This is a genomic window from Pseudomonas sp. PH1b (genome assembly GCF_000633395.1).
Taxonomy (GTDB): Bacteria; Pseudomonadota; Gammaproteobacteria; order Pseudomonadales; family Pseudomonadaceae; genus Aquipseudomonas.
In genome coordinates, this window is record NZ_AYMU01000018.1 from 46870 (window position 1) to 73218 (window position 26349).

Consider the following 26349-nt stretch of genomic DNA (forward strand, 5'->3'; position numbering starts at 1 on the left):
CGCGATGCATCCTTTCGACGATTCGGCAGGGCAGCCGTCCCCCGCCAATGACCGCACCCAATTCATGCCGCGCCCTGGTGGCCGGGCGCCCGAGCCCGGGCGTCCGGCTCCTGCAGCGCCGGCGCCGTCCCTGGCAATGCCGGCGGCCCCGCTGCCCAGCGGCCAGGGCCATGGGCTGAACCCGCTGGAAAGCGCGGCCGGCCCGTTGCTGGCACTGCTCACCCGCTTGCGCAGCACGCTGGCGCACCCGGCGCCGGCCAGCCTGCGGGCGCAACTGCTGGCCTACCTGCGGCAGTTCGAGGAGCGCGCCGAGGCCGCCGGTGTTCCACGCAACGACGTGCTGCTGGCCCGCTACGCGCTGTGCACCGCCCTCGACGAGGCGGTGCTGAGCACCCCCTGGGGCAGCACCAGCGACTGGGGCAAGCAGAGCCTGCTGATCACCGTGCACAACGAAGCCTGGGGTGGGGAGAAGGTCTTCCAGCTGCTGGAGCACTGCCTGCAGAGCCCGCGGGAGCGCCTGTACCTGCTGGAGCTCCTGTACCTGTGCATGTGCCTGGGTTTTGAAGGCCGCTACCGGGTGATGATCGACGGCCGCAGCCAACTTGAAGCCTTGCGCGAGCGTACGGCTGCGACCATCCGCAGCGCCCGTGGCGAACACGAGCGCGAGCTTTCGCCCCATTGGCGCGGGGTCACCGTGGCCCGCGATCGCCTGGCCCAGTTCATGCCGCCCTGGGTCGGCATCGCCATTGGCGTGGCGCTGCTCCTGGCCCTGCTGTTCGGCCTGCGCCTGAAGCTGGCGGCAGACGCCGAGCCGGTGTTCAAGAACATCCACGCCCTGGGCGAGATCCCGGTGCAGACCCTGGACCGCCCGGCGATCCAGCCCAAGGTGGTGGAACGGCCGCGCCTGGCGGGTTTCCTCGCCGACGACATCCGGGCCGGGCGGGTGGCGGTGGAAGACGCCGTCGACCGTTCGGTGGTGACCATCCGCGGCGACGAACTGTTCGCCTCGGCCAGCGCCAGCATCCTCGACGATTACCAGCCGCTGATGCTGCGCATCGCCGACGCGGTGCGCAAGGTCAAGGGCCAGGTGCGCATCACCGGTCACAGCGACAATCGACCGATCGCCACCTTGCGCTTCCCATCCAACTGGAAGCTGTCCCAGGCCCGGGCCGAGTCGGTGCTGCAGATCCTCGCGGCGAAGACTGGGCAACCGGAGCGCTTCAGTGCCGAAGGCCGCAGTGACACCGAGCCATTGGCAACCAATGCCACCGCCGAAGGGCGGGCGCGCAATCGTCGGGTAGAAATCAGCGTATTGGCGGAGGGGGTCGAGTGAAGGCGTTTTTCAGTTTTGTGATTCGCTGGGTGATCCCGCTGCTGGGGCTGATCGCCCTGAGCCTGATCATCTGGTTCATTGGCCCGCTGCTGGAGTTCCTGGTTCCGGAAGGCCGGCGTTGGGCGCTGATCATCCTGATCTTTGCGGTGTGGATCGGCTACCGGGTGTTTCGCATCATCCAGGCCCGCCGGCACGCGGCCAAGGTTCTGCAGAGCCTGGCCGCCGACACCCCGCCGGACCCGGACAGCGTGGCCACCGCCGAGGAACTGGCGGCCCTGCGCCAGCGCATGGACGAAGCTCTGGTGCTGCTCAAGAAAGCCAAGCTCGGTGGTGACGAAAGGCGCAACCTGTATGAGTTGCCGTGGTACGTGATCATTGGTCCGCCGGGCTCCGGCAAGACCACCGCGCTGGTCAATTCCGGCCTGCATTTTCCCCTTGCGGCGCAGCTGGGCGCCGGTGCCGTGCGCGGCGTCGGCGGGACCCGCAACTGCGACTGGTGGTTCACCGATCAGGCGGTGCTGCTCGATACCGCCGGGCGCTACACCACCCAGGACAGCCACGCGGCCGTGGACAAGGCGGCCTGGCTGGGCTTTCTCGACCTGCTGAAAACCCAGCGCTCGCGCCGCCCCATCGACGGTGCCTTCGTGGCCATCAGCCTCTCCGACCTGCTGCTGAGCAGCGAGACGGAACGGGCGGCCCACGCGGCAGCGATCCGTCTGCGGATCCAGGAGCTGTATACCCAGCTCGGGGTGCGATTCCCGATCTACCTGATGCTCACCAAGCTCGACCTGGTGCCGGGCTTCATGGAGTTCTTCGACTCCCTGAGCAAGGAAGAGCGTTCCCAGGTCTGGGGCATGACCTTCGCCCTGGACGACGGCAAGAGCAGCGACAGCCCGCTGGCCCATCTGCCCGAAGAGCTGGCGGCCCTGGAGCAGCGGCTCAACGAACGGCTGGTGGAACGCCTGCAACAGGAACGCGACCCGGCGCGGCGCGACCTGATCTACGGCTTCCCGCAGCAGTTCGCGGCGCTCAAGGAATCCCTGCAGAGCTTCCTCGAAGGGGTGTTCAAGCCCAACGCCTTCGAAGAGCGGGTATTGCTACGCGGAGTGTATTTCACCAGCGGCACCCAGGAAGGCAGCCCGATCGACCGCCTGATCGGCGCCATGGCCCAGAGCATGAACCTGGATCGCCAGCACCTGGCGCGCCAGACCGGCACCGGCCGCAGCTACTTCATCGAAAAACTGTTCAGCGCCGTGGCCTTTGCCGAGCGCGGGCTGGTGGGGGTCAACCCCAAGGTCGAGCGGCGGCGCAAGTGGATCGCCCGGGGCGCCCTGGCGGCCACCGTGGCCCTGGTGCTGGTGGTCAGCACCCTGTGGATCATCAGCTATCGGGCCAACCAGGCCTACATCGCCCAGGTCGACCAGCGCGTGGTGCCGGTGCGCCAGGGCGTGCAGAACCTCAGCCCGGCCCAGCGCGATGTGCTGGCGGTGCTGCCGCTGCTCAATGCCACTCGCCACCTGGCCGGTGATGCGCCCGGCTGGGCCGAAGGCCTGGGCCTGTACCAGGGCGACATGCTTGAAGCCGAGTCGGCCAGCGTCTATCGCAAGCTGCTGGTGGCGGTGTTCGCCCCGCGCCTGATGACTCGCATCGAGGAGCAACTGCACAGTGGCGGCAGTTCGGATTTCCTCTACGAGGGCCTCAAGGCCTACCTGATGCTGGCTGACAGCGAGCATTACGACCCGGACTTCATCAAGGCCTGGATCGCCCTGGACTGGGAGCAGAGCCTGTCCCGCGACCTGGCGCCCGAACAGCGCCAGGCCCTGACCGGCCACCTGCAGGCACTGTTTGAAAAACACCCGCCCAACGCACGCCTGGACCAGCGCCTGATCGACGACCTGCGTCGCCAGTTGCAGCAATTGCCGGTGGCCCAGCGGGTCTATGACCGGGTCAAGCGCGCCAAGCTGCCGGCCGGGGTGCCGGACTTCCGCCTGAGCGAGGCCGGTGGCCGCGACGCGGCGCTGGTGTTCACCCGCAAGAGCGGCAAGCCATTGAGCGAGCCCCTGAGCGGGCTGTTCACCGCCAAGGGCTATCGCCAGGGCTTCCTCCTGGCCAGCCTCGACCAGGCCGGGACCCTGGCCGAAGAGCAGTGGGTGCTGGGCCGCGATCGCGCCGACCAGCAGAATGTCGTGAGCCTGGCCGCCGATGTGCGTCGCCTGTACTTCCAGGACTATCTGCGCCAGTGGGACGCGCTGCTGGCCGACATCGACTTCGTGCCCATCACCAGCGTGGCCCAGGCCGCGGATGTGCTGCGGATCATCTCCGGGCCCAGTTCGCCGCTGAAGAAGCTGCTGGTGGCGGTGGCCAAGGAAACCGACCTGCAACAGGAAGACCGGTTGCTGGCGGCCCAGGGCCAGAAGGTCGAGGGCGGTGTCGATCAGCTCAAGCAACGCCTGGGGTCCCTGTTGGGCCAGGAGCAGGCGGCCAATCCGAGTGCCGTACAGGCTGCGGACGACCCGGTCAGCGAACACTTTGCCGACCTCAACAGCCTGGTGAGCAAGAACGAGGGCGAACCGGCGGCCATCGACGGCCTGCTGGCGGACATGAACGCCCTGTACGTGCAGGTCAGCGCCATGGTCGGGGCCAGTGGCGATGCCTTGCTGGGCGAGGCCAAGAACCAGGCCAGCGCCGCTGCGGCGCGGGTCAGCCTGACCGCCGAGCGGCAACCGGCGGTGGTCCAGGGCCTGGTCAAGTCGGTGGTCGGCTCCACCACCAACACCATGATGGGCGGGGTGCGCAATCAACTGAACGCGGCCTGGGTCAGTGAAGTGGTGAATGTCTACCGCCAGTCCCTGAGTGGCCGCTACCCGATGTCGCCAGGCAGTTCCCGGGACGCGACCCTGGAGGACTTCGGCCAGTTCTTCGGCACCGGCGGGGTGATGGACAACTACTTCCGCAAGTACCTGCAGCCCTACGTCAACACCTCGACCCCGACCTGGAGCTGGCAGCCGGGCGCCGCGCAGAAACTGGGGATTTCCCCTGGGGTGCTGCAGACTTTCCAGCGCGCTTCGAACATTCGCGATGCCTTCTTCCGCTCCAGTGGCGGGACCCAGCCGGCCGTGCGCTTCGAGCTCAAGCCGGTGGCGATGGACGCCAGCATCAGCCAGTTCCTCCTCGACCTGGACGGCCAGCAACTGAGCTACGACCACGGCCCGAGCCGGCCGGTGGCCATGCAGTGGCCGAACCCGGGGAGCATCGGCGTGGTGCGCCTGTCGATCATGCCGCCGTCGGCCACCGGGCGCTCGGGGATCACCCTGGACGGACCCTGGGCCTGGTTCCGCCTGCTGGAGCAGTCGGACCTGACCGCCACCAATTCGCCGGATCGCTTCAACCTGCGGTTGCGGGTGGATGGCGCGAGCATCTCCTACGAGTTGCGCGCCAGCAGTGCCTTCAATCCATTCAAGAGCCGGGTGCTCAGCGGCTTCAGCCTGCCGGAGCGGCTATGACGGTGATGGGCTTGTACGGCAAGTTGGCCAGCCGTGGCGATTTCGTCAGTCGCGGCCTGCCACAGAGTTTTATCGGCCCCTGGGACAGCTGGCTGGCGGCTGGCCTGCTGGCCAGCCAGACCGCCCTGGGTGGCGAATGGCTGAATGCCTACCTGGTCAGCCCGCTGTGGCGTTTCGCCCTGGCCCCCGGAGTCTGCGGGCCCCAGGCGGCGGTGGGGGTGGTGATGCCGAGCATCGACCGGGTCGGGCGCTATTTCCCCCTGACCGTGGCGGCGCTGCTGGAGCATGACGATGATCTGGGGTCCCTGGTGAACGGTCCGGACCGGTGGTTCGAACAGGTAGAGGAACTGTTGCTGGCGACCCTTGACGAGGACGCCAGCTTCGAAGCCCTGGAAGCGGGCTTGCAGGCATTGGGTGAACCGAGCCCGGCGCCCCGCGCCGAAGGCAGCCGCTATGCCGGCCTGCAGCGCTTCTACGTCAGTGATCCACAGGCCCGCGGCGCGGTATTGGCGGCCCAGGCCTGTGAGGGATCGAGTGTCTGGTGGGGCCGGGGATCGCAGTACATCAGCCCGATGTTGCTGCGTTGCCAGGGGCTGCCGCCGGCCAGTGAATTTGCGCAGTTTCTGCTCGCACAAGAAGGTGCCGTCTAAATGCGTTCAGCGCCACAGCTGTCCTACCAGTCCGCCAGCTACAGCCACGTCGGCATGGTGCGGAAAATCAACGAAGATGCCTGGCTCGAAGCACCGGAAAGCGGTCTGTGGCTGGTGGCCGACGGCATGGGCGGGCACGCTGCGGGGGACTATGTCAGCAGCCTGATCGTCGACAGCCTGCGCCAGGTGCCGGCGGCCGACAGCCTGGACGAATACGTCGCCGCGCTGCGCAACAGCCTGGCCGCCGTCAACGCTGCGGTCCGTGAGGAAACCGCCAACCGTGGGGTGACCATGATGGGCAGCACCGTGGTCCTGCTGGCGATCCGCGGTGACCGCGCGGTGTGCCTGTGGGCTGGCGACAGCCGCCTGTACCGGCTGCGCGACGAGCAACTGGAAAGCCTTTCCCGGGACCACAGCTACGTCCAGGACCTGCAGGACAGCGGCCTGCTCAGCGAGGCCGAGGCGCGGGTGCACCCGCGGGCCAATATCGTCACCCGGGCCATTGGCGTCGAGGCGCAGCTGGAGCTGTCCCAGGTCGACCTGCAGGTGCAGGACGGCGACACCTTCCTGCTGTGCAGCGACGGCCTGAACAAGACCGCCGAGGACTTTGAACTGCGTGACGTGCTCAGTCACAGCGAGCCCAATGATGTGGTGCGCAGCCTGATCCACCTGGGGCTGACCCGGGGCGCTCCGGACAACATCACTGCCATCGTGATCAAGGCCGCAGGACACTGACCATGGACATTCTGATTCCCGGCTACGACATCGAAGGCGAGATCGGCGAAGGCGCCATGGCCTCGGTGTACCTGGCGACCCAGCGGTCCCTGGAGCGCAAGGTGGCGCTCAAGGTAATGGCGGCGGCGCTGGCCGCCGACCCGAGTTTCTGCGAGCGCTTCCTGCGTGAGGGCAAGACCCTGGCGCGGTTGTCGCACCCGCACACCGTGACCATCCACGACATCGGCAATGTCGGCGAGCTGTACTACATGGCCATGGAGTACCTGCCCAACGGCACGCTGAAAGAGCGCATCGCCGCCGGCCTGACCCCGGAGCAGGGCCTGACCTACATCCGCCAGATCGCCTCGGCCCTGGGCTATGCCCACGCCCAGGGGCTGGTGCACCGCGACGTGAAACCGGCCAACATTCTGTTCCGCGCCGACGGCACGGCGGTGCTCTCGGACTTTGGCATCGCCAAGTCCCTGGATGACCGTACCCAGTTCACCCAGGCCGGCTTTGCCGTCGGTACGCCCAGCTACATGAGCCCGGAACAGGCGCGGGGCCAGGACATCGACGGTCGTGCCGACCTCTACGCCCTGGGCGTGGTGCTGTATGAAATCCTGGTGGGCGAGCTGCCGTACAACGGCACGGACGCCCTGTCCACGGCCCTGGCGCATCTCACCGAGCCGCTGCCGGAGCTGCCGCTGCACCATGGCCGCTACCAGCACATCCTGCGCAAGCTGCTGGCCAAGGACCCGGCGGAACGCTACGCCGACGCGGCCGCGTTGCTCGCCGCCCTGGACCACCTGCCGGCTGCCGCCGAAGAGGTCGAGGCGACGTTGATCCAACCGTTGTCGCTGCCGCCCCAGGAACTGCCCCTGGGCAATGACCTGGCCGGGCTGACCCCGATCTCCATCGAGATTCCCCGGCAGGCGCCGCCCGCGTCGGCCCAGGAGTATCGCCAGTCGCCACCTCCACCGCCGCCACCGCCACCGCCACGTTCCTCCAACCTGCCGCCTGCCTCTGCCGGGCCTTCCGGGCAGCGTCGCGGCCCGGTGCTGGCCCTGGCCGGTGTCGCCGTGGCGGTGGCCCTGGCCATTGCCGGTGCTGGTTACTGGTGGCTGTCCGGCGACAGCCCCGAGGTTGAACCCAAGCCGCCGGTGGCGTCCAACAGCACGCCGCCAGTGGTGGCGCCAGCGGTGAATCAACCGGTGGCTGCCGACGTCGACGGCGGTCAGCGACCGCTGTTGATGCCAGGCAAGAAGACCCTGTTCCAGCGGGTGCTGAGCAAGCCGGGGGCGAGCTTTTCCAGCGAGCCGGGGGCCACACCGGGCAAGGCAGTGCCGGCGTTCTCGGTGCTCTACGTGTACCAGCGCAAGAACGTCGACGGCCGCTCCTGGCTGCGCCTGGGCGCGGCCAGTGACGGGCGCAGCGCCGGCTGGCTGCCGGCGGACCAGGTCAGTGACTGGAAGCAGAGCCTGGTGCTCAAGTTCACCGAGCGCTCCGGCCGTGCGCCGGTAATGTTCGTGCGCCAGTCCAGTGAACTGGAACGCCTGCTGGCGGACCCGGCGGCGGCCAAGAACCTGTTGCTCAAGGCGCAGAAGAATCCTCAGGACGACCAGCAGGTGCTGGCCCTGGAACCCAATGCCAGCGCGGTGCCCCAGGACCAGTTCTACCTGTTGCCGATCTTCGATTCCAAAGAGAGCTTCGACGAGAACGGCCAGCCGGTGCAGTTGCTGAATGTCGCCTCCATCGACCCGGGCAGCACCCCGCAAAGCATCAGCGACAGCAGTGGCAAGAGCCTGCCGGCCACTACCCCCCAGGCTGGGGATGGCTTTCGCACAGGCGTGGTTCTGGTGGTGGACACCTCGGTGTCGATGCAGCCGTACATCGACCAGGTACGCGACGTAGTGCGCGAGTTGCAGGCCAAGATCGCCGAGCGTGGCGAGCTGGACAGCGTCAGCTTCGGCCTGGTGGGGTTTCGCAACAACACCAGCAAGACCCCGGGCCTGGAGTACGTGACCAAGACCCTGGTGACCCTGGATCAGGGCCGCGACCCTCAGCGTTTCCAGGAGCTGGTGAGCCAGGTCAAGGCCACCACCGTGTCCAGCCATTCGTTCAACGAAGACGCCTTCGCCGGGATCATGCAGGCGGTGGAAGGCATGGACTGGAAGGGCTACGGCGGCCGCCTGATCCTGCTGGTCAGCGATGCCGGGGCCTTGCGCAAGAACGACCCCTACAGCCGCACCCAGATGAACGAGGCGGAAGTGCGCCAGGCAGCCCTGGGCAAGCAGATCAAGATCTACGCCCTGCACCTGCGCACCGACGCTGGCAAGAAGAACCACGCCCAGGCGGAAACCCAGTACCGAGTGCTGACCGCCGACGCCAACCCGAAGATCGGCGACCTGTACATTCCGGTGCCCGGTGGCGATGTGGGCAAGTTCGGCGCCCGGGTCGACGAGATCGGCACGGTGTTCGCCGACCTGGTGCACCAGGTGCGCGGCAACCAGAGCCAGGCGGTGCCGGTGCTGGCGGCAGCGCCAAGCCTGGCGCAGAAGTCGGCGGCCATCGGCTATGCCATGCACATGGACTTTCTCGGGCACAAGTCGGCCAGCCAGGCGCCGCAGCTGGTCAGTGCTTGGACCGCCGACCGCGACCTGACCAATCCGGCGCTGCCGGCGTTCCAGGTCTGCGTGATGCTCACCAAGCTGCAGCTCAACGACTTGCAGCAGTCGCTGAAACTGATCGTCGATGCCGCGCGCAAGACTCAGACCTCGCCCAAGGACTTCTTCCAGGAAATTGCCAGCGCCAGTGCCTACATGAGCCGCGACCCTTCCGCCCTGCGCAAGGGCGGCAACCTGGCCGACGGCGGGGTGCTGGGGGAGTACCTGGAAGGCCTGCCGTACCGCAGCAAGTCGCTGAACATGACCCAGGACCTGTGGCTGTCCCTGAGCGTGGCCGAACAGGAAGATTTCATCGACGAGCTGGATTCGAAGATCCGCCTCTACGAAACCTTCCACAACGACCTGGCCAACTGGGTGCGCTTCGGCGACGCCGAGCCGGGCGACGCGCTGTACCGCGTTCCGTTGTCGACGCTGCCGTGATGCTCGACCTGTCGGACGTGCGCAAAAGCCGTGGCGAGGGGCACCAGCGCTACAGCCTGGTGATCCCCCGGCTGCAGTTGCGCGCCGGCGATCAACTGGCGGTGGTCGGCCCCAGCGGTTGCGGCAAGAGCACCTTGCTCGACCTGCTGGCGCTGGTGCTGGCCCCCGATTCGGCCGGGCACTTCGACTTTGCCCCGCTGCGCGAGGCCATCGACATTGCCGGGATCTGGCGGGCGCAGGGGCACAGTGCCCTGGCGCAATTGCGCAGCCGGCACCTGGGCTACGTGCTGCAGACCGGCGGCTTGCTGGGGTTTCTCGATGTGCGCGGCAACATCAGCCTGCCTCGGCAGTTGCTGGGGCTGGCCGACGAGGGCGTGCCCCGGCGCCTGGCCGAGCGCCTGGAGATCGTTGATCAATTGCACAAGAAGCCCGCCGCCTTGTCGGTGGGCCAGCGCCAGCGGGTCAGTTGCGCCCGGGCCCTGGCCCACGGTCCGCAGGTATTGCTGGCGGATGAGCCGACGGCAGCCCTGGACCCCTTGAACGCCCAGCGGGTGATGCAACTGCTGGTACAGCAGTCGCGGGATCAGGGGGTGTGCAGTGTGATCGCCACCCACGATGAACCCCTGGCCCGGGCCAACGGTTTGCAAGTGCGGCGTATCGCCTGCCAGCGCGATGCCGATGGCGGGGTCACCGCAACCCTGGGGGAGGCCTGCTGATGCGTGCGTCCCTGACCGCGGCACTGGCCTGGCAGGACTATCGGGCCGACAGCTGGCTGTCGGCCTGCTCGGTGCTGGCCCTGGTGGCGGTGATCGCTCCGTTGCTGGTGCTGTTCGGGCTCAAGTTCGGTTTGGTCAGCAGCCTCACCGAACGCCTGGAGAAGGACCCGGCGGTGCGCGAGATCATCCCCCTGGGGGGCGGGCGTTTCAGTGCCGACTTCATTGCCGAACTGGGGCGGCGGCCGGAGGTGGCCTTTGCCTTGCCCAGGACCCGACAGATCGCCGCCACGGCGGATCTGTCCCGGGGCACGGGGGATATCGGCCTGACCGTGGAAATGTTGCCCACCGCCGCCGGCGACCCTTTGCTCGGGCGCCTGCCCGCGCCCCGGGCCCTGAGCGGCGTGCTGCTCAGCCGTACCGCCGCGGAGAAACTCGGGGTGCAGCCGGGAGACTGGTTGCAGGCCACTTTTGGCCGGCAAGTAGCGGGACGCAGTGAGGTGCAGCGGACCCGGGTCCAGGTGGAAGGCATCCTGCCCCTGGAGGCCTTTGCCCGTGATGCGCTGTTCGCCCCGCTGGCGCTGCTGGAGGCCGCCGAGGATTACCGCGACGGGCGCGCGGTGTTGGCCCTGGGCTGGCTTGGCGAGGCCCAGGCTGCGAGCGGGCAACGGGTCTACCCGGCGTTTCGCCTGTATGCCCGGGACCTGGGCGACGTCGAGCCGTTGCGCCGGTATTTCGCCGAGCGCGGGCTGCTGGTGTCGACCCAGGCCCAGACCATCGCCCAGGTGCAGTCCCTGAGCCGCAACCTGGCCATCGTCTTCTGGGTGATCGCCGGGCTGGCCCTGGCGGGGGCCTTCGCGGCGATCTTCGCCGGGGCCCTGGCGGCGGTGGAGCGCAAGCGTCGGGAGCTGTCGGTGCTGCGCCTGCTGGGGTTCTCCACCGGGGCGCTGCTGCTGTTCGTGGTGGCCCAGGCGCTGTACAGCGCCGGCTTCGCCGCGCTGCTGAGCGGCGCGCTCTATGGCCTGGCCCAGGCCGGGCTGAACCATTTGTTCATGCAGGTGCCCGGCGAATACGCCAGCCACCTGCTGCCGGCCCATTACGGGCTGGCCCTGTTGGCGACGCTGGGCGTCAGCACCGTGGCCGCCGCGCTGGGCGGCTGGCGGGTGTCGCGCATAGAAGCCTGTGAAGGAATTCGCGATGTATAAGTTGATCAGCAGCGTGCTGGCCCTGACTCTGGCCGGGGCGGTGTGGGCCGAAGAACCGACGAACAAGATGGACAACCCCAAGCCCTTGCCGGATGACGTCAGCCTGCCGTTGCCCTGCGAAGGCGAGATGGTGTTCCGCTACGTGTACGTACTGGCCCAGGGCACCCTGGACGATCGCGAGGTGAACCTCGGCTACCCCTTCAGCGAAGGCGAGAGCGGTTACCAGCAGTCGTTCATTTCCGGTTACCGCCGGGACTACATCAACGGCCAGTTCACCCTCAAGGACCTGCCCAGCGCCTGGGGCAAGACCATTGGCCCGGCGCTGCCGAAAAGCGGCGCCGGGGTGCCCCTCAAGCCAATGCTGTATTTCATCGGCAAGTACGAAGTCACTGCCCGCCAGTACGCCCAGGTCATGGCCCAGGCCCAGTCCCTGGCCAGTGGCGAGCCGGCCCCGGCCTGCGAGGCGCCGGACGGCCTGCAGGGGCGCCTGCCCAAGGTCAAGCTGTCGCGCTTCGAGGCCGAGCGCTTCGCTGCGGTGTACAGCGCCTGGCTGATGAAGAACCACCGCGACCTGTTGCCGGTCAGCGGCCGTGGCAGCTCTTCGGAAGACGGCGGCCTGGGCTTCGTGCGCCTGCCCACCGAGGTGGAGTGGGAATATGCCGCCCGTGGCGGCCAGGCGGTGAGTCGCCAGGAGCTGGAAGGCCGGCTGTTCCCGCGCCGGGTGGACGGCGGTGAAGAGGATGGCCCGCTGGCGGACTGGGCGGTGTTCAACCAGGTGGCCGGTGGCACCGGCCAGGCGGCGCGGCTGATGCCCATCGGCACCAAGCTGCCCAACCCCATCGGCCTGTTCGACGTGATCGGCAACGCCGCCGAGATGGTCCAGGAATCCTTCCAGCTGGTGCGCGCCGGGCGCCGCCAGGGCACCTACGGCGGCTTCGTGGTAAAGGGCGGCAACTATCTGGAAGGCGAGGGCACGCTGTTTACCGGGATGCGCCGCGAGTACCCGCTGTTCGGCGCCGACGGCACCGAGCAGAGCAACGAAACCACCGGTTTCCGGGTGGCCATCGGCGCGCTGTCGGCACCCCGTTCGCGCTACAAGGAGCTGTTCGCCCAGTGGCAGAAGGAGGGCCGCCTGGCCTCCCTGACCGACGCCATCGACGACGCCCAGGACCCCACCAAGCGCCTGGACGCCATCATTGCCGCCAGCGTCGACCCGCGCCTGCAGGCCGAGCTGGGGCTGGTCAACGAAGAGCTCAAGCGCAACGTTTCGCTGATCGCCCAGCAGCGTGAGGAGGCGGCCGGCAACCTGATCCAGTCCTCGGCCCTGGTGGCCGAAACCATCAATAACTACAACATCCGCCTGACCAACCTGAAGAAGAGCCAGCAGCAGGCCATCGATGCCAAGGACGAGCCCAGCGCCAAGCTGTTCGCCGAAGCCATCGACAACGGCCGCAGCGCGCTGGATGGGGCGGTGGCGATCTACATCGACAACCTGGCCACGGGCACCCGTTACACCGACGCGGTGATCCAGGCGCAATTTCAACGGATCAAGGAAGAACTCAATCGCAAGCCGGTGCTCGGCAAGAGCCTGGTGACGCGCGCTACGTTATTCGTTCGCCATGTCGGGAACTATCGCCAGCAACGGCGAGCCGACCCGGCGACGATTTTGAAGGAACTGCTCGCCTCGACCGGTCAGAAGTCATGACCGGCCGCTGTCTGTCGAGCCTGGAGGATCTCGGACGACGTGGTGTCGTACCGAGTGGGTCAAACTTAATCGAGATCACCAACATGCTATTTTCCCGCAAGCCATTTGCTTCAACGTCCAAGCGTCACCTGCTGTTGGTTGCCGCCGGGTTCAGCACCGTATTGACCGGTTGCGCGACCTCTCCGGTGTCCAAGGTCGCCTCCACCACCAAGGTCGAGTACTACCCGAGCTGCTACGAGCCGGTGCAGCACCTGCGCGCCACTGACTCGGACATGACCAAGTCGGTGGTCACCGGTGCGGCCCTGGGCGCCGCCGGCGGTGCCTTGCTCGGTGCCCTGACCGGCAGCGGCGACAACCGTGGGCGCAACGCGGCCATCGGTGCCGCGGGTGGTGCCCTGGCCGGCGGCGCTGCCGGTTACTACACCGAGCGTCAGAAGCAGATTGCCGACGACAATCAGCGCATCGCTTCCTATGCCACCGACGTCAACAAGAGCGCGGCCGACATCGATCGCAGCACGGCCTACGCCCGTGCCTCGCAGACCTGCTACCAGCGCGCCTTCGACAGCCTGATCAGTGCGCGCAAGGCCAACAGCATCAACGACGTGGAAGGGCGCAAGCGCCTGGCGGAAATCGTCAGCGGCCTGAAAGAGTCCAACGACCTGATCACCGCGGTCAATGGGCGTGCCAGCGAAGACCTGAGCAAGTACAACCAGGCCTACGAGCAGGACCTGCAGCAAGTGGGCGTACAGCGCACCGACGTGGTGAAAGTGGCCACCGCCGACACCACTCGGGTAACCACCGGCAGCGGCAAGCAGAAGGGCAAGCAGCCGCCGAAGCAACCCAAGCTGCCTGCCGTGCCAGCGGAAGCGGTGAGCACCGAGAAGTCGATGCAGCAGGCCAAGACCAAGCAGGCCGAGAGCAACCAGGTTGCGACCAGCGGCCAGACTCAGGTCAACAGCATGTGCAAGAACCCGGACCTGGGTGACTGGGCGCCGGTACCTTGCCCTAACGTCTGAGTCAGCGATTGTCTGACAAGATGTCGCGATAAGCGTTGAACGCCAGTCGATCTTCGAGCCATCGAACAGATCGGCTGGCGCTCTTCGCGTTACAGGTTAAACTGCGCCGGCCATCCAATAATTCCACTGAGGCGCCGCGCATGAAATTCCGTTTTCTTCTCTGGGTGCTTGGCCTGTTGATGGGCAAAGCCAGCCGCAACAATCCTGCCTTTCAGCAACAGTTGGGTGACAAGGAGCTGGTGTTCCAGCTGCAGACGCTCGACGGCAAGGTTGCTCGTCACTTCTTCGTCAAGGATCAGCGCGTTACCAGTCGTTCGGGTTTCTACCCCGAGCCTGCGTTCGCCATTGCCTTCAAGGATGCCGCCTACGGCTTCGAGACCCTGCAGGCGAAGAACAAGCAGCTGGCATTCATGACTGGCATCCAGGACAAGTCGATCCAGATCAAGGGCAACCCGGCGCTGGTGATCTGGTTCCAGGGCCTGACCAAATACCTGAAGCCGAAGAAGGCCAAGCCCAAGGCTTGAGTCCCGAAGGCTTTGCAGTGGTTGTCGCAGGCTGCGAACAGATTCGAGCGGGACGGGGGCAGGGGGGCTTGCGAGGCTTTCGAGAGTGGCGCCTGCCGAGCCAGGCCGGTCACGGCCTGCGGCAGCACTCATAACACCGTTGGCGCCGCCCGTTATCGAGGCGGCGCAGTGTTTCAGGCCTGGCTGAATTGCGAAGCCAGTTCCCGCAGCAGTACTTCGGCTTCCAGCACCTTGCTCACCACGTCATCGGCCTTGTCGCGGCTCAGCCCCAGGCGTTCAAGCAGGGCGTCGGGAATTTCTTCGTGGGGGCCGGAGCCGATGCCCCGGCTGCGCAGCAGGCGCACCGCCAGGCACACCAGGTTCGGGTATTCGGCGTAGGCGCCGTCGTAGCTTGGGTCGTGCTGGAAGCGCAGGGCGGTGGAGAGCTCCTCCGGCATGTCCCAGTAGCGCATCAGCCAGGAGCCGATCTGCTCGCGGCTGATGCCCAGCAGGTGCTGCTCGACATAGCTGTGGCACAGGTGCGGGTTGACCTCCAGGTGCCGGCAGATCAGCGAGAAGTGCGGCGGGAACACGTGGGCCAGCAGCAGGTAGCCGAAGTTGTGCAGCAAGCCGGCGAGGTAGGTCAGCCCGGCTTCCGGACGCTGGGCCCGGGGCATGGCGCGGGTCAGGCCTTCGATCACCGCGGCGGTGTAGATCGACTGCTGCCAGTAGGGCGTGGCGTGTTGCGGCTGGTCCTTGGGCAGGCTCAGGGTCTTGCCCAGGGCCAGGCCCAGGGCCAGGTTGATCACCAGGTCGAAACCCAGCACGCGGACGATGGCGTCCTCCACCGAGCGGATCTTGCCCGGGGATGCGTAGTACGGCGACGCCGCCCAGCTGACCACTTGCGCGGCCAGGGCCGGGTCGGTCTCCACCACGCCGGTGATGTCGTCGATGGTGGCGTTGGGGTCGACCCGCAGCTTGATGATCTTCTGTGCGGTTTCCGCCAGGGGCGGGATCTCGATGGTGGCTTCCAGGCGCTGCTGGATGCGGCGCGCGGTGAAGGCCTGCATCGCCTGGGTGATCTCTTCGCGGTCGTCGTCCGGGCGGTCGAGGTTGGGGCGGATGCTGGTCACCGGCTCGCCGAAGTGGCCGGCGCTGGCCTTGCTGAGCATGCTCTTGAAGGCCTCGCGGGTGATCTCCAGGAGCACGCCTGGCTCGCCGGAATTGATCAGCAGGCTGGGTTCGCGCAGCAGGCTTTCTTCATACAGGCAGGGGGAGCTGGTCAGTGCCGGCAGGCCGGGCAGCAGGCTCAGGCTGTGCTTGCCGAGCATGCGCTCCAGGCGCTCGGTGGACACCGCCGTCAGGCGTCGGCCGGTGAGCTCGGCAAGGCGATTGAGGTCCAGCAACTGGCTCTGCGGGAACAGCACCATCAGCGCGCCGACGGCGTCGTCCAGCAAGACCGCCTGGACCCGACGGGCCGCCGGAAGGCCTGGCTGGTCGATCACCTCGTTGTAGCTGATGGCCAGTTTGCCGAGCAGCAACCGGATAACAGACGGAGCGTGTGGGGTTGCAGTGGCGAGGGCAACTTCTGTCATGGTCTGGTATCCGCTTTTCTACAATTTGACGAGTATAACCAGCTTGGTTATGCCATTGGTCCATTAACTGAGGCTTGGTTCACACTTGGCCGTATTGCTGGCCATGGCGCAGCCAGCGTTCCAGCAGCGGGCTGACATGGTCCGGCCAGCGCTCCAGCAGTACCTGGGCGGCGTCGCGCACGGCGGGCAGCAGGTCAGCGTCGCGCATCAGGTCGGCAACCTTGAACTGCAGCAGGCCGGTCTGGCGGGTGCCCAGCATTTCACCGGGGCCACGCAGCTCCAGGTCCTTCTCGGCAATGACGAAGCCGTCATTGGTTTCGCGCATGATGCCCAGGCGTTGACGGCCGATTTGTGACAGCGGCGGGTGATAGAGCAGCACGCAGTGGCTGGCCGCGCTGCCGCGTCCGACCCGCCCGCGCAGCTGATGCAGTTGCGCCAGGCCCAGGCGCTCCGGGTTCTCGATGATCATCAGGCTGGCGTTGGGCACGTCGACCCCCACCTCGATCACCGTGGTGGCCACCAGCAGTTGCAGGTTGCCGGCCTTGAACTCGGCCATCACCGCGGCTTTCTCCGCAGGTTTCATACGGCCGTGGATCAGCCCCACCCGCAGTTCGCCCAGGGCGCTGGAGAGGTCTTCGAAGGTGGTCTCGGCGGCCTGGCACGTGAGCTCTTCGGATTCTTCGATCAGGGTGCAGACCCAATAGGCCTGGCGCCCTTCGGCGCAGGCGGCGCGCACCCGCTCGATCACCTCGATGCGGCGGCTGTCGGTCACCAGGACGGTGTTCACCGGCGTGCGCCCGGGGGGCAGTTCGTCGAGGATCGAGGTGTCCAGGTCGGCATAGGCGCTCATGGCCAGGGTCCGCGGGATCGGGGTCGCGGTCATGATCAGCTGGTGCGGGCACAAGCGGCCGCCCACGCCTTTCTGACGCAGGGCCAGGCGCTGCTGGACACCGAAGCGGTGCTGTTCGTCGATGATCACCAGGGCCAGGTTCTTGAAGCGTACTTCGTCCTGGAACAGCGCATGGGTGCCGACCACCATCGGCGCGCCGGCGGCGATCTGCTCCAGCGCCGCGGCCCGGTTCTTGCCCTTGAGCTTGCCGGCCAGCCACGCGACTTCCAGGCCCAGGGGCTCGAGCCAGCGCTTGAAGGTGATGAAGTGCTGTTCGGCGAGGATCTCGGTGGGTGCCATCAAGGCCACCTGATAGCCAGCCTCCAGCCCTTGCAGGGCCGCCAGGGCGGCGACCACGGTCTTGCCGGCACCGACGTCGCCCTGAATCAGCCGCAGCATCGGCTCCGGCTGGCTCAGGTCGTAGGCGATCTCGTTGCCGACCCGCTGTTGTGCGCCGGTGGGGGCAAAGCCCAGGTTCTTCAGGTATTGGGCCGGCAGCTTCTTGGCCACCGGCAGCACCGGGGCGCGTTGCGAGCGCAGGCTGTCCCGCAGGCGTTGCTGGGACAACTGGTGAGTCAGCAGCTCTTCGAAGGCCAGGCGGTGCTGCGCCCAGTGGTGACCCAGGGCCAGCTCGTCGACATCGGCGTCCGCAGGCGGGTGATGCAGGTAGCGGATCGCGTCGTCCAGGGGTGCCAGTTGGTAGTCCCGGGCCAGTTCCTGGGGCAGCCAGTCGGGCAGGCTGCGAGGGCCAAGCAGTGCCAGGCTCTGCTGGCAGAGCATGCGCAGGCGCTGCTGGGTCAGGCCTTCGGTAAGGGGGTAGATCGGTGTCAGGGTCTGGTCCACGGGCGGCGGTTCATCGCCACTGATGGCCCGGTATTCCGGGTGGTAGATCTCCAGGCCCGAGGCGCCGGGGCGCGCTTCACCGTAGCAGCGCACCCGGGTGCCGCGTTTCAGGCCGTCTTTCTGTGCATTGCTGAAATGGTAGAAGCGCAGGCTCAGGCCACCGGTGCCATCCTGCAGGCGCACCAGCAAGCTGCGGCGCTTGCCCATGACCACATCGGCGCCGCTGACGGTGCCTTCGACGACCGCGTCCTGGCCGGGGCGCAAGGCACCGATCGGCACCACGCGGGTACGATCCTGATAACGCAGGGGCAGGTGAAACAGCACGTCCTGGAGGTTTTCCAGGCCGACCTTGGCCAGTTTCTCGGCCATGGCTTCGCCAACGCCCTTGAGTGCCGTGACCGGCACTTTCGACAGCTCAGTCATCGCGACCGCTTAAGTCGCGGCGGGCGGCTTGGCCACCGAGCACAGGCGGATCGAGTCGGCGAGAATCTCGATGGCCTTGGGCCGCGGGAAGCTTGCACGCCAGGCGATGGCCACGGTGCGAAAAGGCACCGGAGGGGTCAGTGGACGGACCTCGATCACCCCGGGAGCGTAGTGATGGCTGTCCACTGCCGACAGCGGCAGGATCGAGATGCCCAGGCCGGAAGCGACCATGTGGCGGATGGTTTCCAGGGAGCTGGATTCCACGGTGGTGTGCTTGGCGCCGTCATTGCCCTTGGTCAGGGTCGGGCAGGCCTCCAGGACCTGGTCACGGAAGCAATGGCCTTCGCCCAGCAGCAACAGGCTCTTGTCATTGAGCAGGTTGGCGTCGATGGTTTCCTTCTTGGTCCAGGAGTGGCCGCTGGGCATCAGCACGTAGAACGGCTCGTCGTACAGCGGCAGGGTGAGGACATCGGACTCATTGAACGGCAGGGCGATGATGATCGCGTCCAGTTCGCCGTTGCGCAGCTTGTCCCGCAGCACGTGGGTGAAGTTTTCCTCGATGTACAACGGCATCTGCGGGGCGACCCGGTGCAGTTGGGGAATCAGGTGTGGAAACAGGTAGGGGCCGACCGTATAGATAGCTCCGACCTTGAGGGGCGCGGTCAGCTGGTTCTTGCCGGCCTGGGCCAGTTCACGGATGCCCTGGGCCTGTTCCAGGACCTTCTGCGCCTGGGCGACGATGGTTTCACCCACCGGTGTCAGGCGCACCGCGCTCTTGCTGCGCTCGAAAATCAGCACACCGAGTTCGTCTTCTAGCTTTTTCACGCCGACCGACAGGGTGGGTTGGCTGACATGGCAACGCTCGGCCGCGTGGCCGAAGTGCTGCTCCTGGGCGAGGGTAACGATGTAGCGCAATTCTGTAAGGGTCATAGCGGGCATCCATGAGGTTGCGGCCAAGCATACCGACTGCAATCGATAGACGCACGTTATCAGACTGAGGGTGGAGCGCGGAACCCGTCAATGTCTCGGCCGGTCTCCCGATGTGCAAAGGGCACCTTGGAAGGTGCCCTTGCGGTGGTCAGCGGCGGCCGCGACTCCTGTCGATCTCGTAGTTGTACGAGGCGGTGATCTCCACGCTGCCATTGTTGAGCATGTCGGCGGGTGGTTTGGGCAGCGGCTGGGCGCGGCGGATCATTTCCAGGGTGGCCCGGTCCAGATCGGCGTTGCCCGAGCGGTTGACCAGCTCATAGGACAGTACCTTGCCTTCGGCATCCACCACGAAGCGCAGCGAGTTGGTGCCTTCCTTGCCACGGCGCTGGGCCTCGCCCGGATAGCGCTTGTACTTCGCCAGGTGAGCTTGCAGTTCGCCCTGCCAGTTGGCCTTGGCTGCTGCCTGGGCCGGGGAGGGGCCAGGGGTTGCAGGTGCAGGCTGCTTGGACGGCGAAGGCGTTACCGGGGCGTCGCTGGGCTTTTCCTCGGAAGGCTTTTCCTTGGGCGGCTCGATTTTCTCCACCGGCTTGGGCGGTTGGGGCTTGGGTTTCTGCTTGACCGGCTTGGGTACCGAAATAGTCGGTTTCGGGGCTTCGGCCAGCTTGGGCAGCGGCAGCTCCTCCACCGGCGCGGGCGGTTGCGGCGGGGTCACCACTTTCGGTGGTGCCGGTGGAGGCGGCACAGGGGCAGGCGCCAACTCGACCACCATGGCTTGTGGTGGAACGGGTATCGGCTGTGGCTTGGACCAGTTGAGGGCGAGCAGGATCGCCACCGCATGGACGCCCAGCACCACCGCCAGGCTACCGCTGTAACGCGTCAGTCTTTGGCGCGTCGTGATCATTTCTTGGCTGCCGTCTCAAGTCCGACCAGGCCGACTTTCAGGTATCCGGCGGCCCGCAGGGTGTCCATGACGCTCATCAGGTCGCCGTAGTCCACGCCCTTGTCGGCCTGGAAGAAGATTGTCGTGTCTTTCTTGCCCTCGGTCCGGGCGTCGAGAATGGCGCCCAGGGTCTCGGCCTTGACTTCATCTTCGCCCAGGAACAGGCGTTGATCGGCCTTGACGCTGAGGAACACCGGCTTCTCTGGCCGTGGCGCCGGCTTGGCGCTGGAGGCGGGCAGGTCGACCTTGATGTCCACGGTGGCCAGGGGGGCAGCCACCATGAAGATGATCAGCAGCACCAGCATCACGTCGATGAACGGTGTGACGTTGATCTCGTGGTTTTCGGCCAGGTCGTCGCCTGCGCCTTCTTTCAAATGCAAGCCCATGGCTGATTACCCCACTTTCACCATGTGCGGTTGTGCGGAGCGCTCTTGCGGCTGGTGGTCCAGGTCACGGCTGACCAGCAGCAGGACTTCGGCCGAGGCGTCGGTGACCTGGGCCTTGTAGCCGGTGATGGAGCGGGCGAAGACGTTGTAGATCACTACGGCCGGAATCGCGGCAACCAGGCCCAGGGCGGTGGCCAGCAGCGCTTCGGCGATGCCTGGGGCAACCACGGCGAGGTTGGTGGTCTGGGTCTTGGCGATGCCGATGAAGCTGTTCATGATGCCCCACACGGTGCCGAACAGGCCGACGAACGGCGCAGTGGAACCGATGGTGGCCAGCACGCCGGTGCCGCTGCTCATGTTGCGGCCGCAGGCGGCTACCAGGCGTTCGAGGCGGAAGCTGACGCGCTCCTTGATGCCTTCTTTCTCACGGCTGTTGGCCGAAAGGCGCATTTCTTCCAGGGCGTCGTGCACCAGCAGATTGGCGAGGGTGCCTTCCTTGGTTGCAGTGGCGCTGGCTTCCTTGAGGGTGGTGGCTTTTTTCAGTGCGGCGATTTCGCTGCGCAGACGACGCTTGGCGCCCATCAGCTCGAAGCCTTTGGCGATCCAGATGGTCCAGGTGATGATCGAGGCAATGGCCAGGCCGATCATCACCAGTTTCACGATGATGTCGGCATTCTGGTACATGCCCCAGGGCGACAGGTCGTGGGCCATGCCCAGGGTGTTGTCGGCCTCGAGAACCTCGGGAGCATCTTCGCCTGCTACCGGCAGACCTTCGGCCTGGGTCGGCTCGCCGGCGACCGGAGTCACCACCGGAGCGGCAGGATCGGTGGCCGGGTGTTCGGCGGTGGGGGCCGTGGCAGCAGGTGCGGCAGGTGCGCTGACCGGGGCGTGCTGATCGGCGAAGGCTGCGGTCGGTGCCAGCAGCAGGCTGCACAGCAGCGCTGCAACCGCGCTCATGGCGCGCAGCGGGCTTGGGCGTGTGGTTGGCGAGGCGGAGAGTTGATTGCTTGTCATGCTGCCGGACCTGAGAGGAGAAAAGGGTTGGATGTCCTTCTAGGCCTCGCAGGGCCGAGAACAAAATGGGCGATCATTATTGCAAGTAATTCTTGTTAACAGAAGTAATAGAGTATCTTTTTTTCCTCGATTGCTAGCCGTTCGTCCATCGCCGAGGCTAGTCTTGGCCTTTATGAAAGGAGTTTTCTGATGTCCTCCCCCTCTGTTTTGATCGCCGGCTGCGGTGATGTCGGGAGTCGCCTGGCGACTCAGTTGCTGGCCGAGCAATGGCAGGTTCATGGCTTGCGCCGCAACGTGGCGCGCCTGCCCCAGGGGGTCAAGGCCGTGGCGGGTGACCTGTTCAGCAAGCAATGCCCGGCGGACTGGCCCGATGCTGCCCCGGACTATCTGGTGTACTGCGCTGCGGCCACCGAGCATGACGAGGCCGGTTATCGCGCCGCCTATGTCGAGGGCTTGCAGCATGTTCTGGGCTGGCTCAGGGAGCGTGGACAGCGGCCCAAGCGCCTGCTGTTCGTATCCAGCAGCAGCGTCTACGAGCAGAAGGACGGTGAGTGGGTCGACGAGGCTTCTCCCGCCGAGGCGGAAGCCTACTCAGGTCGCGTCATGCTGGAAGCGGAGCAGTTGGCCCTGGACAGCGGGATTCCCGCCAGCCGGGTGCGTCTTACCGGTATCTACGGTCCGGGCCGTGAGTGGCTACTGACTCAGGTGCGGCGAGGCTATCGGGTGGAGACCGATCCGCCGCTGTACGGCAACCGGATTCACGCTGACGATGCAGCAGGCCTGCTGGCGTTTCTGCTCAAGGCCGACCAGCGTGGTGCGGCATTGGATGACTGCTACATAGGCGTCGACGATTCGCCTGCGCCGTTGGCCGAGGTGGTCGGCTGGTTGCGTGAATACCTGGGGGTGACCGAGTGGGCGGCAGATGCCAGCGTTCGTCGCACGGGCAGCAAGCGTTGCAGCAATGCCAGGGCGCGAGCACTGGGTTGGGTGCCGCGCTACCTGAGTTATCGCGAGGGTTATGCGGCGATTCTCGAAGGGCAGGGCTGACTCGCCGGCCCGTTCGCAGCTGCCGCATGCGGTAGCTGCGGGAGGCTTACCGCTTTTCCAGCAACCACTGCTGGCTGCCCGGGGTCAACGAAGGTACTTCGTCGGCCAGGGCGGTATTCACTGCCTGGAAAATTTCCAGCTGTTGATCCTTGCGCACAAAGATCCATGAGTTGCCCTGGCCATTGAGCTGCAGCCAGATGCTGTCGTTGCCGCCGCTCATGGAGGCGCAGTCGCCAGCCAGGCACAAGGCGTAGCGATCAGCCCCGGGCAGGCCCTGGACCGCACCGTTTGCCTGGAACTGCACTTCGTTGCCAAGGCCTGGGCCGTTGACGATCTTCCACTTGCCCCCCAGGTAGGCCGAGTACAAGGCGCGCTCGAAGTTGGCACCCAGTGGCGCACCTTCGGGAGCGGGCTCCTTGGGCCGGTCAAAGACCTGTTCGGGTTCGTTGTCGTTGGCCACTTGCAGCAGTTGCTTGCCGTTGCGCTTGAGTTCAGTGGCGGCGCTGCCATAGAACTCGACCTTGGCCGGGCTTGCGCCGTCGCCGATGATCTTGCCTTCGACGGTTTCGAAGCCATTGGTGTAGCGGGCCTGGCCAGCCTTGGTGTTGAGTTCCCACTCCAGGTTCGGGCCGTAAGCCTGGAGGGCTTCACGCAAAGGGCCACCTTTGGAGGCTGCGTCGATCGCTACCTGATTGATCCAGATGCCGCCAACATCGTTTTTGGCGGGGTCGCTGGCACAACCGCCGAGCAATACGGCGAGCAGCGAAACAGCTAGCGCTTTGCGCATGACGAAATCCTTTCAGAACGAAAACGGCGCAGCCTGAAGAGCTGCGCCGCGGGTGTTACTCGATGACCAGAATGGCATCCATTTCAACCTGCGAGCCCTTTGGCAGGGCGGCCACGCCAATGGCGGCGCGGGCTGGGTAGGGCTGTTCGAAGTACTTGCCCATGATCTCGTTGACCTTGGCGAAGTGGCTCAGGTCGGTGAGGAAGATGTTCAGCTTGACGATGTCCTTGAACGAACCGCCAGCGGCTTCGGCCACCGACTTGAGGTTCTCGAACACCTGGACGGTCTGGGCTTCGAAGCCTTCCACCAGTTCCATGGTCTTTGGATCGAGAGGGATCTGGCCCGACATGTAGACAGTGTTGCCGGCCTTGATCGCCTGGGAGTAGGTACCGATGGCGGCTGGGGCCTTGTCGCTGGTGATAACAGTCTTGGTCATGAATGACTCCTTGTAATGGGCGGGCTACGCACGCATGCGGGTGATGCGGATGACCCCGGTCAGGGCGCGCAGTTTCTTGATCACACGGGCCAGGTGCACGCGGTCGTGCACGCTGACCACCAGTTGGACCACGCTGATGCGACCATCGCGTTCGTCCATGCTGATTTTCTCGATATTGCCGTCGGCAGCGTTGACGCTGCTGGCCAGCAGCGCGATCAGGCCGCGCTGATGCTCCAGCTCGACCCGCAGCTCTACGTTGAACTCGCCGGTGACATCCTTGGCCCAGGAGAGCTGGATGCATTTTTCCGGGTTGTGGCGGATTTCGCTGATATTGCGGCAGTTGTCCAGGTGCACCACCATCCCTTTGCCGGCCGACAGGTGGCCGACAATGGGGTCGCCAGGGATCGGCGTGCAGCATTTGGCGTAGCTCAGGACCAGGCCCTCAGTGCCACGGATCGCCAGCGGGCCTTCCGGGCTTGGCAGCTGTTCGCCTTCGCCCAGCAGGCGGCGAGCCACGACATAGGCCATGCGGTTGCCCAGGCCGATGTCTTCCAGCAGGTCTTCGATCAGTTCCAGGCGGTATTCCTGGAGGATGGCCTGGATCCGTTCTGCCGGGATTTTTTCCAGAGAGCTGTCGAAGCCGTTGAGCACCTTGTTCAGCAGGCGTTCGCCGAGGCTGATGGACTCGGAACGGCGCTGCAGCTTGAGGGCGTGACGAATGTGGGTGCGGGCCTTGCCGGTGACCACGAAGTTGAGCCAGGCCGGGTTCGGGCGTGCGCCCGGGGCGCTGACGATTTCCACCGTGGAACCGCTTTGCAGGGGTTCGGACAGTGGCGCCAGGCGCCGGTTGATCCGGCAGGCGATGCAACTGTTGCCGACATCGGTGTGCACCGCGTAGGCGAAGTCCACCGCTGTGGAGCCTTTGGGCAGCTCCATGATCCGGCCTTTGGGCGTGAACACGTAGACCTCGTCCGGGAACAGGTCGATCTTCACGCTCTCGATGAATTCCAGGGAGTTGCCGGCGCGTTGCTGCATTTCCAGCACGCCCTTGACCCACTGGCGGGCGCGGGCGTGGGTGCCTTTGGGCTGTTCGTCGCCACTGGATTTGTACAGCCAGTGGGCGGCGATGCCGTTATTGGCCATTTCTTCCATTTCCCGGGTGCGGATCTGGATCTCGATCGGTACCCCGTGCATGCCGAACAGCGTGGTGTGCAGTGACTGGTAGCCGTTGGCCTTGGGAATGGCGATGTAGTCCTTGAAGCGTCCCGGCAGTGGCTTGTACAGATTATGTACAGCGCCGAGCACGCGGTAGCAGGTGTCTACCTTGTCGACGATGATGCGGAACGCATAGACGTCCATGATCTCGTTGAAGGCCCGGCGTTTGCCGCGCATCTTCTTGTAGATGCCATACAGGTGTTTCTGGCGACCGCTGACCTCGCCCTGGATGCCATCGATGGCCAGGCAGTGGCTCAGGGATTCTTCGATCTTGTTGACGATTTCCTTGCGGTTGCCCCGGGCGCGCTTGACCGCCTGGTAGATCCGCGCGGAACGCATCGGGTGCATCGCCTTGAAGCCCAGGTCTTCGAATTCGATACGGACGCTGTGCATGCCCAGGCGGTTGGCGATGGGAGCGTAGATCTCCAGGGTTTCCTTGGCGATCCTGCGGCGCTTCTCGCCGGACAGCACTTCCAGGGTGCGCATGTTGTGCAGGCGGTCCGCCAGTTTGACCAGGATCACGCGAATATCGCGGGCCATGGCCATGGCCATCTTCTGGAAGTTTTCCGCTTGGGCTTCGGCCTTGGTCTCGAAGTTCATCTGGGTCAGTTTGCTGACCCCGTCCACGAGTTCGGCCACGGTTTCACCAAACTGCGCTTGCAGCGCTTCCTTGGCGATACCGGTGTCTTCGATCACGTCATGCAGCATCGCGGCCATCAGGCTCTGATGGTCCATGTGCATGTCGGCAAGAATGTTCGCTACCGCGAGGGGGTGCGTGACGTACGCCTCGCCGCTGCGACGGCGTTGACCGTCATGGGCTTGTTCGGCGTAGAAATACGCTCGGCGGACCAGATTGACCTGGTCCGTGCCGAGATAGGTCGATAAGCGATCGGCGAGGGCGTCTATGCTCGGCATGATATCTCCTGCCGTAAGCTGTGATCCCGCGCCGTGCTACGTCGACCAGGCATGGACTCAGACGGTCTCGTTGGACTCGTCCTCGAAAGCAGCAAAAAGCGGTTCATCTTCAACGATTTCGGCTTCGGCGATAGCTGCGTAGTCGATCAGGCCTTCAGCGATTTCGCGCAGGGCGACAACGGTAGGCTTGTCGTTTTCCCATGCTACTTTCGGCTCTTTGCCGCCGGTGGCCAGTTGACGGGCACGCTTGGTAGAGAGCATGACCAGCTCAAAGCGGTTATCCACGTGTTCTAGACAGTCTTCAACGGTTACGCGGGCCATGGTCTTCCTCGTAGCAAATGCAATATGCGCGCTGCCCGGATGGGCGAGCGGACTCAACAGTTTAAAAAATCACCAGCGTTTAGGGAAGCGCTGATTTTTTGACCAAGCTCTTCAACGCGCTGCAAGTGCCAATGTAAAGCGCTTGCAGCGGTTTTGGGAAGT

The 26349-nt window shown here is 65.7% G+C and carries 21 protein-coding genes; 11 read left to right on the forward strand and 10 right to left on the reverse strand.

Going from position 1 to position 26349, the window contains the following annotated elements:
* Positions 1-4 precede the first annotated feature (4 nt).
* From U873_RS0124695 to U873_RS0124740, 10 genes are all read left to right on the forward strand, one after another.
* The gene (locus U873_RS0124695; RefSeq protein WP_025130797.1) at positions 5-1333 is read left to right on the forward strand and encodes a DotU family type VI secretion system protein; all 1329 of its coding nucleotides are present in this window, start codon (positions 5-7) and stop codon (positions 1331-1333) included.
* Positions 1330-4836: a type VI secretion system membrane subunit TssM gene (gene tssM / locus U873_RS0124700; RefSeq protein WP_025130798.1), complete on the forward strand. Its 3507-nt coding sequence runs from the start codon at positions 1330-1332 to the stop codon at positions 4834-4836. The genes U873_RS0124695 and tssM overlap by 4 nt, the downstream gene beginning before the upstream one ends.
* Positions 4833-5486 (forward strand): type VI secretion system-associated protein TagF, encoded by a 654-nt coding sequence (gene tagF, locus U873_RS0124705; RefSeq protein ID WP_025130799.1) that lies wholly within the window; start codon positions 4833-4835, stop codon positions 5484-5486. The genes tssM and tagF overlap by 4 nt, the downstream gene beginning before the upstream one ends.
* Entirely contained in the window at positions 5487-6221 is a 735-nt protein-coding gene (locus tag U873_RS0124710) for a PP2C family serine/threonine-protein phosphatase (protein ID WP_025130800.1), read from the forward strand.
* Between the two features lie 2 nt (positions 6222-6223).
* Positions 6224-9304: a serine/threonine-protein kinase gene (locus U873_RS0124715; protein WP_025130801.1), complete on the forward strand. Its 3081-nt coding sequence runs from the start codon at positions 6224-6226 to the stop codon at positions 9302-9304.
* Positions 9304-10020 (forward strand): ABC transporter ATP-binding protein, encoded by a 717-nt coding sequence (locus tag U873_RS0124720; RefSeq protein ID WP_025130802.1) that lies wholly within the window; start codon positions 9304-9306, stop codon positions 10018-10020. The genes U873_RS0124715 and U873_RS0124720 overlap by 1 nt, the downstream gene beginning before the upstream one ends.
* Positions 10020-11222, forward strand: coding sequence for an ABC transporter permease (locus U873_RS0124725; protein ID WP_025130803.1), 1203 nt, complete (start codon positions 10020-10022; stop codon positions 11220-11222). The genes U873_RS0124720 and U873_RS0124725 overlap by 1 nt, the downstream gene beginning before the upstream one ends.
* Entirely contained in the window at positions 11215-12927 is a 1713-nt protein-coding gene (locus U873_RS0124730; RefSeq protein ID WP_025130804.1) for an SUMF1/EgtB/PvdO family nonheme iron enzyme, read from the forward strand. The genes U873_RS0124725 and U873_RS0124730 overlap by 8 nt, the downstream gene beginning before the upstream one ends.
* 83 nt (positions 12928-13010) lie before the next feature.
* Positions 13011-13943, forward strand: a complete 933-nt coding sequence (tagQ, locus tag U873_RS0124735) for a type VI secretion system-associated lipoprotein TagQ (protein WP_025130805.1) — start codon at positions 13011-13013, stop codon at positions 13941-13943.
* 140 nt (positions 13944-14083) lie between these two features.
* The gene (locus U873_RS0124740) at positions 14084-14467 is read left to right on the forward strand and encodes a hypothetical protein (protein ID WP_025130806.1); all 384 of its coding nucleotides are present in this window, start codon (positions 14084-14086) and stop codon (positions 14465-14467) included.
* Positions 14468-14640: 173 nt separating this feature from the next.
* On the opposite strand, the gene U873_RS0124745 is transcribed toward U873_RS0124740, so the two are convergent.
* The 6 genes from U873_RS0124745 to exbB form a co-directional block, all read right to left on the reverse strand.
* On the reverse strand, positions 14641-16041 hold the full coding sequence (locus U873_RS0124745) for an aminoacyl-tRNA deacylase and HDOD domain-containing protein (RefSeq protein WP_025130807.1): 1401 nt from the start codon (positions 16039-16041) through the stop codon (positions 14641-14643).
* 79 nt (positions 16042-16120) lie between these two features.
* Positions 16121-18196, reverse strand: coding sequence for an ATP-dependent DNA helicase RecG (gene recG / locus U873_RS0124750; RefSeq protein ID WP_025130808.1), 2076 nt, complete (start codon positions 18194-18196; stop codon positions 16121-16123).
* Positions 18197-18205: 9 nt separating this feature from the next.
* Positions 18206-19126 carry a hydrogen peroxide-inducible genes activator gene (locus U873_RS0124755; RefSeq protein WP_025130809.1) on the reverse strand — a complete coding sequence of 307 codons (921 nt, stop codon included), beginning with the start codon at positions 19124-19126 and terminating at the stop codon, positions 18206-18208.
* 148 nt (positions 19127-19274) lie between these two features.
* Entirely contained in the window at positions 19275-20027 is a 753-nt protein-coding gene (locus tag U873_RS0124760; RefSeq protein WP_025130810.1) for an energy transducer TonB, read from the reverse strand.
* Positions 20024-20452 (reverse strand): TonB system transport protein ExbD, encoded by a 429-nt coding sequence (gene exbD / locus U873_RS0124765; protein ID WP_025130811.1) that lies wholly within the window; start codon positions 20450-20452, stop codon positions 20024-20026. The genes U873_RS0124760 and exbD overlap by 4 nt, the downstream gene beginning before the upstream one ends.
* A 6-nt stretch (positions 20453-20458) precedes the next feature.
* Positions 20459-21466, reverse strand: coding sequence for a tonB-system energizer ExbB (exbB, locus tag U873_RS0124770; RefSeq protein WP_025130812.1), 1008 nt, complete (start codon positions 21464-21466; stop codon positions 20459-20461).
* A 189-nt stretch (positions 21467-21655) separates the two neighbouring features.
* Here exbB and U873_RS0124775 point away from each other — a divergent pair, with 189 nt between their 5' ends.
* A complete protein-coding gene (locus tag U873_RS0124775) occupies positions 21656-22513 on the forward strand; it encodes an NAD-dependent epimerase/dehydratase family protein (protein ID WP_025130813.1) in 858 nt (285 codons plus the stop codon).
* Positions 22514-22559: 46 nt separating this feature from the next.
* On the opposite strand, the gene U873_RS0124780 is transcribed toward U873_RS0124775, so the two are convergent.
* The 4 genes from U873_RS0124780 to rpoZ are packed head-to-tail and all read right to left on the reverse strand — an operon-like array spanning position 22560 to position 26187.
* Positions 22560-23300, reverse strand: coding sequence for a hypothetical protein (locus U873_RS0124780; protein ID WP_025130814.1), 741 nt, complete (start codon positions 23298-23300; stop codon positions 22560-22562).
* Between the two features lie 55 nt (positions 23301-23355).
* The gene (locus U873_RS0124785; RefSeq protein ID WP_025130815.1) at positions 23356-23736 is read right to left on the reverse strand and encodes a RidA family protein; all 381 of its coding nucleotides are present in this window, start codon (positions 23734-23736) and stop codon (positions 23356-23358) included.
* 24 nt (positions 23737-23760) lie between these two features.
* Positions 23761-25866 carry a bifunctional GTP diphosphokinase/guanosine-3',5'-bis pyrophosphate 3'-pyrophosphohydrolase gene (gene spoT / locus U873_RS0124790; RefSeq protein ID WP_025130816.1) on the reverse strand — a complete coding sequence of 702 codons (2106 nt, stop codon included), beginning with the start codon at positions 25864-25866 and terminating at the stop codon, positions 23761-23763.
* A 57-nt stretch (positions 25867-25923) separates the two neighbouring features.
* Complete coding sequence (gene rpoZ, locus U873_RS0124795; RefSeq protein ID WP_025130817.1) at positions 25924-26187, reverse strand: DNA-directed RNA polymerase subunit omega; 264 nt, start codon at positions 26185-26187, stop codon at positions 25924-25926.
* Positions 26188-26349 lie beyond the last annotated feature (162 nt).

Excerpts from the sequence above, each read along its gene's own strand:
- U873_RS0124695 (WP_025130797.1), top strand. The coding sequence starts at position 5 with ATGCATCCTTTCGACGATTCGGCAGGGCAGCCGTCCCCCGCCAATGAC.
- tagF (WP_025130799.1), top strand. The coding sequence starts at position 4,833 with ATGACGGTGATGGGCTTGTACGGCAAGTTGGCCAGCCGTGGCGATTTC.
- U873_RS0124710 (WP_025130800.1), top strand. The coding sequence starts at position 5,487 with ATGCGTTCAGCGCCACAGCTGTCCTACCAGTCCGCCAGCTACAGCCAC.
- U873_RS0124715 (WP_025130801.1), top strand. The coding sequence starts at position 6,224 with ATGGACATTCTGATTCCCGGCTACGACATCGAAGGCGAGATCGGCGAA.
- U873_RS0124720 (WP_025130802.1), top strand. The coding sequence starts at position 9,304 with ATGCTCGACCTGTCGGACGTGCGCAAAAGCCGTGGCGAGGGGCACCAG.
- U873_RS0124725 (WP_025130803.1), top strand. The coding sequence starts at position 10,020 with ATGCGTGCGTCCCTGACCGCGGCACTGGCCTGGCAGGACTATCGGGCC.
- U873_RS0124730 (WP_025130804.1), top strand. The coding sequence starts at position 11,215 with ATGTATAAGTTGATCAGCAGCGTGCTGGCCCTGACTCTGGCCGGGGCG.
- tagQ (WP_025130805.1), top strand. The coding sequence starts at position 13,011 with ATGCTATTTTCCCGCAAGCCATTTGCTTCAACGTCCAAGCGTCACCTG.
- U873_RS0124740 (WP_025130806.1), top strand. The coding sequence starts at position 14,084 with ATGAAATTCCGTTTTCTTCTCTGGGTGCTTGGCCTGTTGATGGGCAAA.
- U873_RS0124745 (WP_025130807.1), bottom strand. The coding sequence starts at position 16,041 with ATGACAGAAGTTGCCCTCGCCACTGCAACCCCACACGCTCCGTCTGTT.
- recG (WP_025130808.1), bottom strand. The coding sequence starts at position 18,196 with ATGACTGAGCTGTCGAAAGTGCCGGTCACGGCACTCAAGGGCGTTGGC.
- U873_RS0124755 (WP_025130809.1), bottom strand. The coding sequence starts at position 19,126 with ATGACCCTTACAGAATTGCGCTACATCGTTACCCTCGCCCAGGAGCAG.
- U873_RS0124760 (WP_025130810.1), bottom strand. The coding sequence starts at position 20,027 with ATGATCACGACGCGCCAAAGACTGACGCGTTACAGCGGTAGCCTGGCG.
- exbD (WP_025130811.1), bottom strand. The coding sequence starts at position 20,452 with ATGGGCTTGCATTTGAAAGAAGGCGCAGGCGACGACCTGGCCGAAAAC.
- exbB (WP_025130812.1), bottom strand. The coding sequence starts at position 21,466 with ATGACAAGCAATCAACTCTCCGCCTCGCCAACCACACGCCCAAGCCCG.
- U873_RS0124775 (WP_025130813.1), top strand. The coding sequence starts at position 21,656 with ATGTCCTCCCCCTCTGTTTTGATCGCCGGCTGCGGTGATGTCGGGAGT.
- U873_RS0124780 (WP_025130814.1), bottom strand. The coding sequence starts at position 23,300 with ATGCGCAAAGCGCTAGCTGTTTCGCTGCTCGCCGTATTGCTCGGCGGT.
- U873_RS0124785 (WP_025130815.1), bottom strand. The coding sequence starts at position 23,736 with ATGACCAAGACTGTTATCACCAGCGACAAGGCCCCAGCCGCCATCGGT.
- spoT (WP_025130816.1), bottom strand. The coding sequence starts at position 25,866 with ATGCCGAGCATAGACGCCCTCGCCGATCGCTTATCGACCTATCTCGGC.
- rpoZ (WP_025130817.1), bottom strand. The coding sequence starts at position 26,187 with ATGGCCCGCGTAACCGTTGAAGACTGTCTAGAACACGTGGATAACCGC.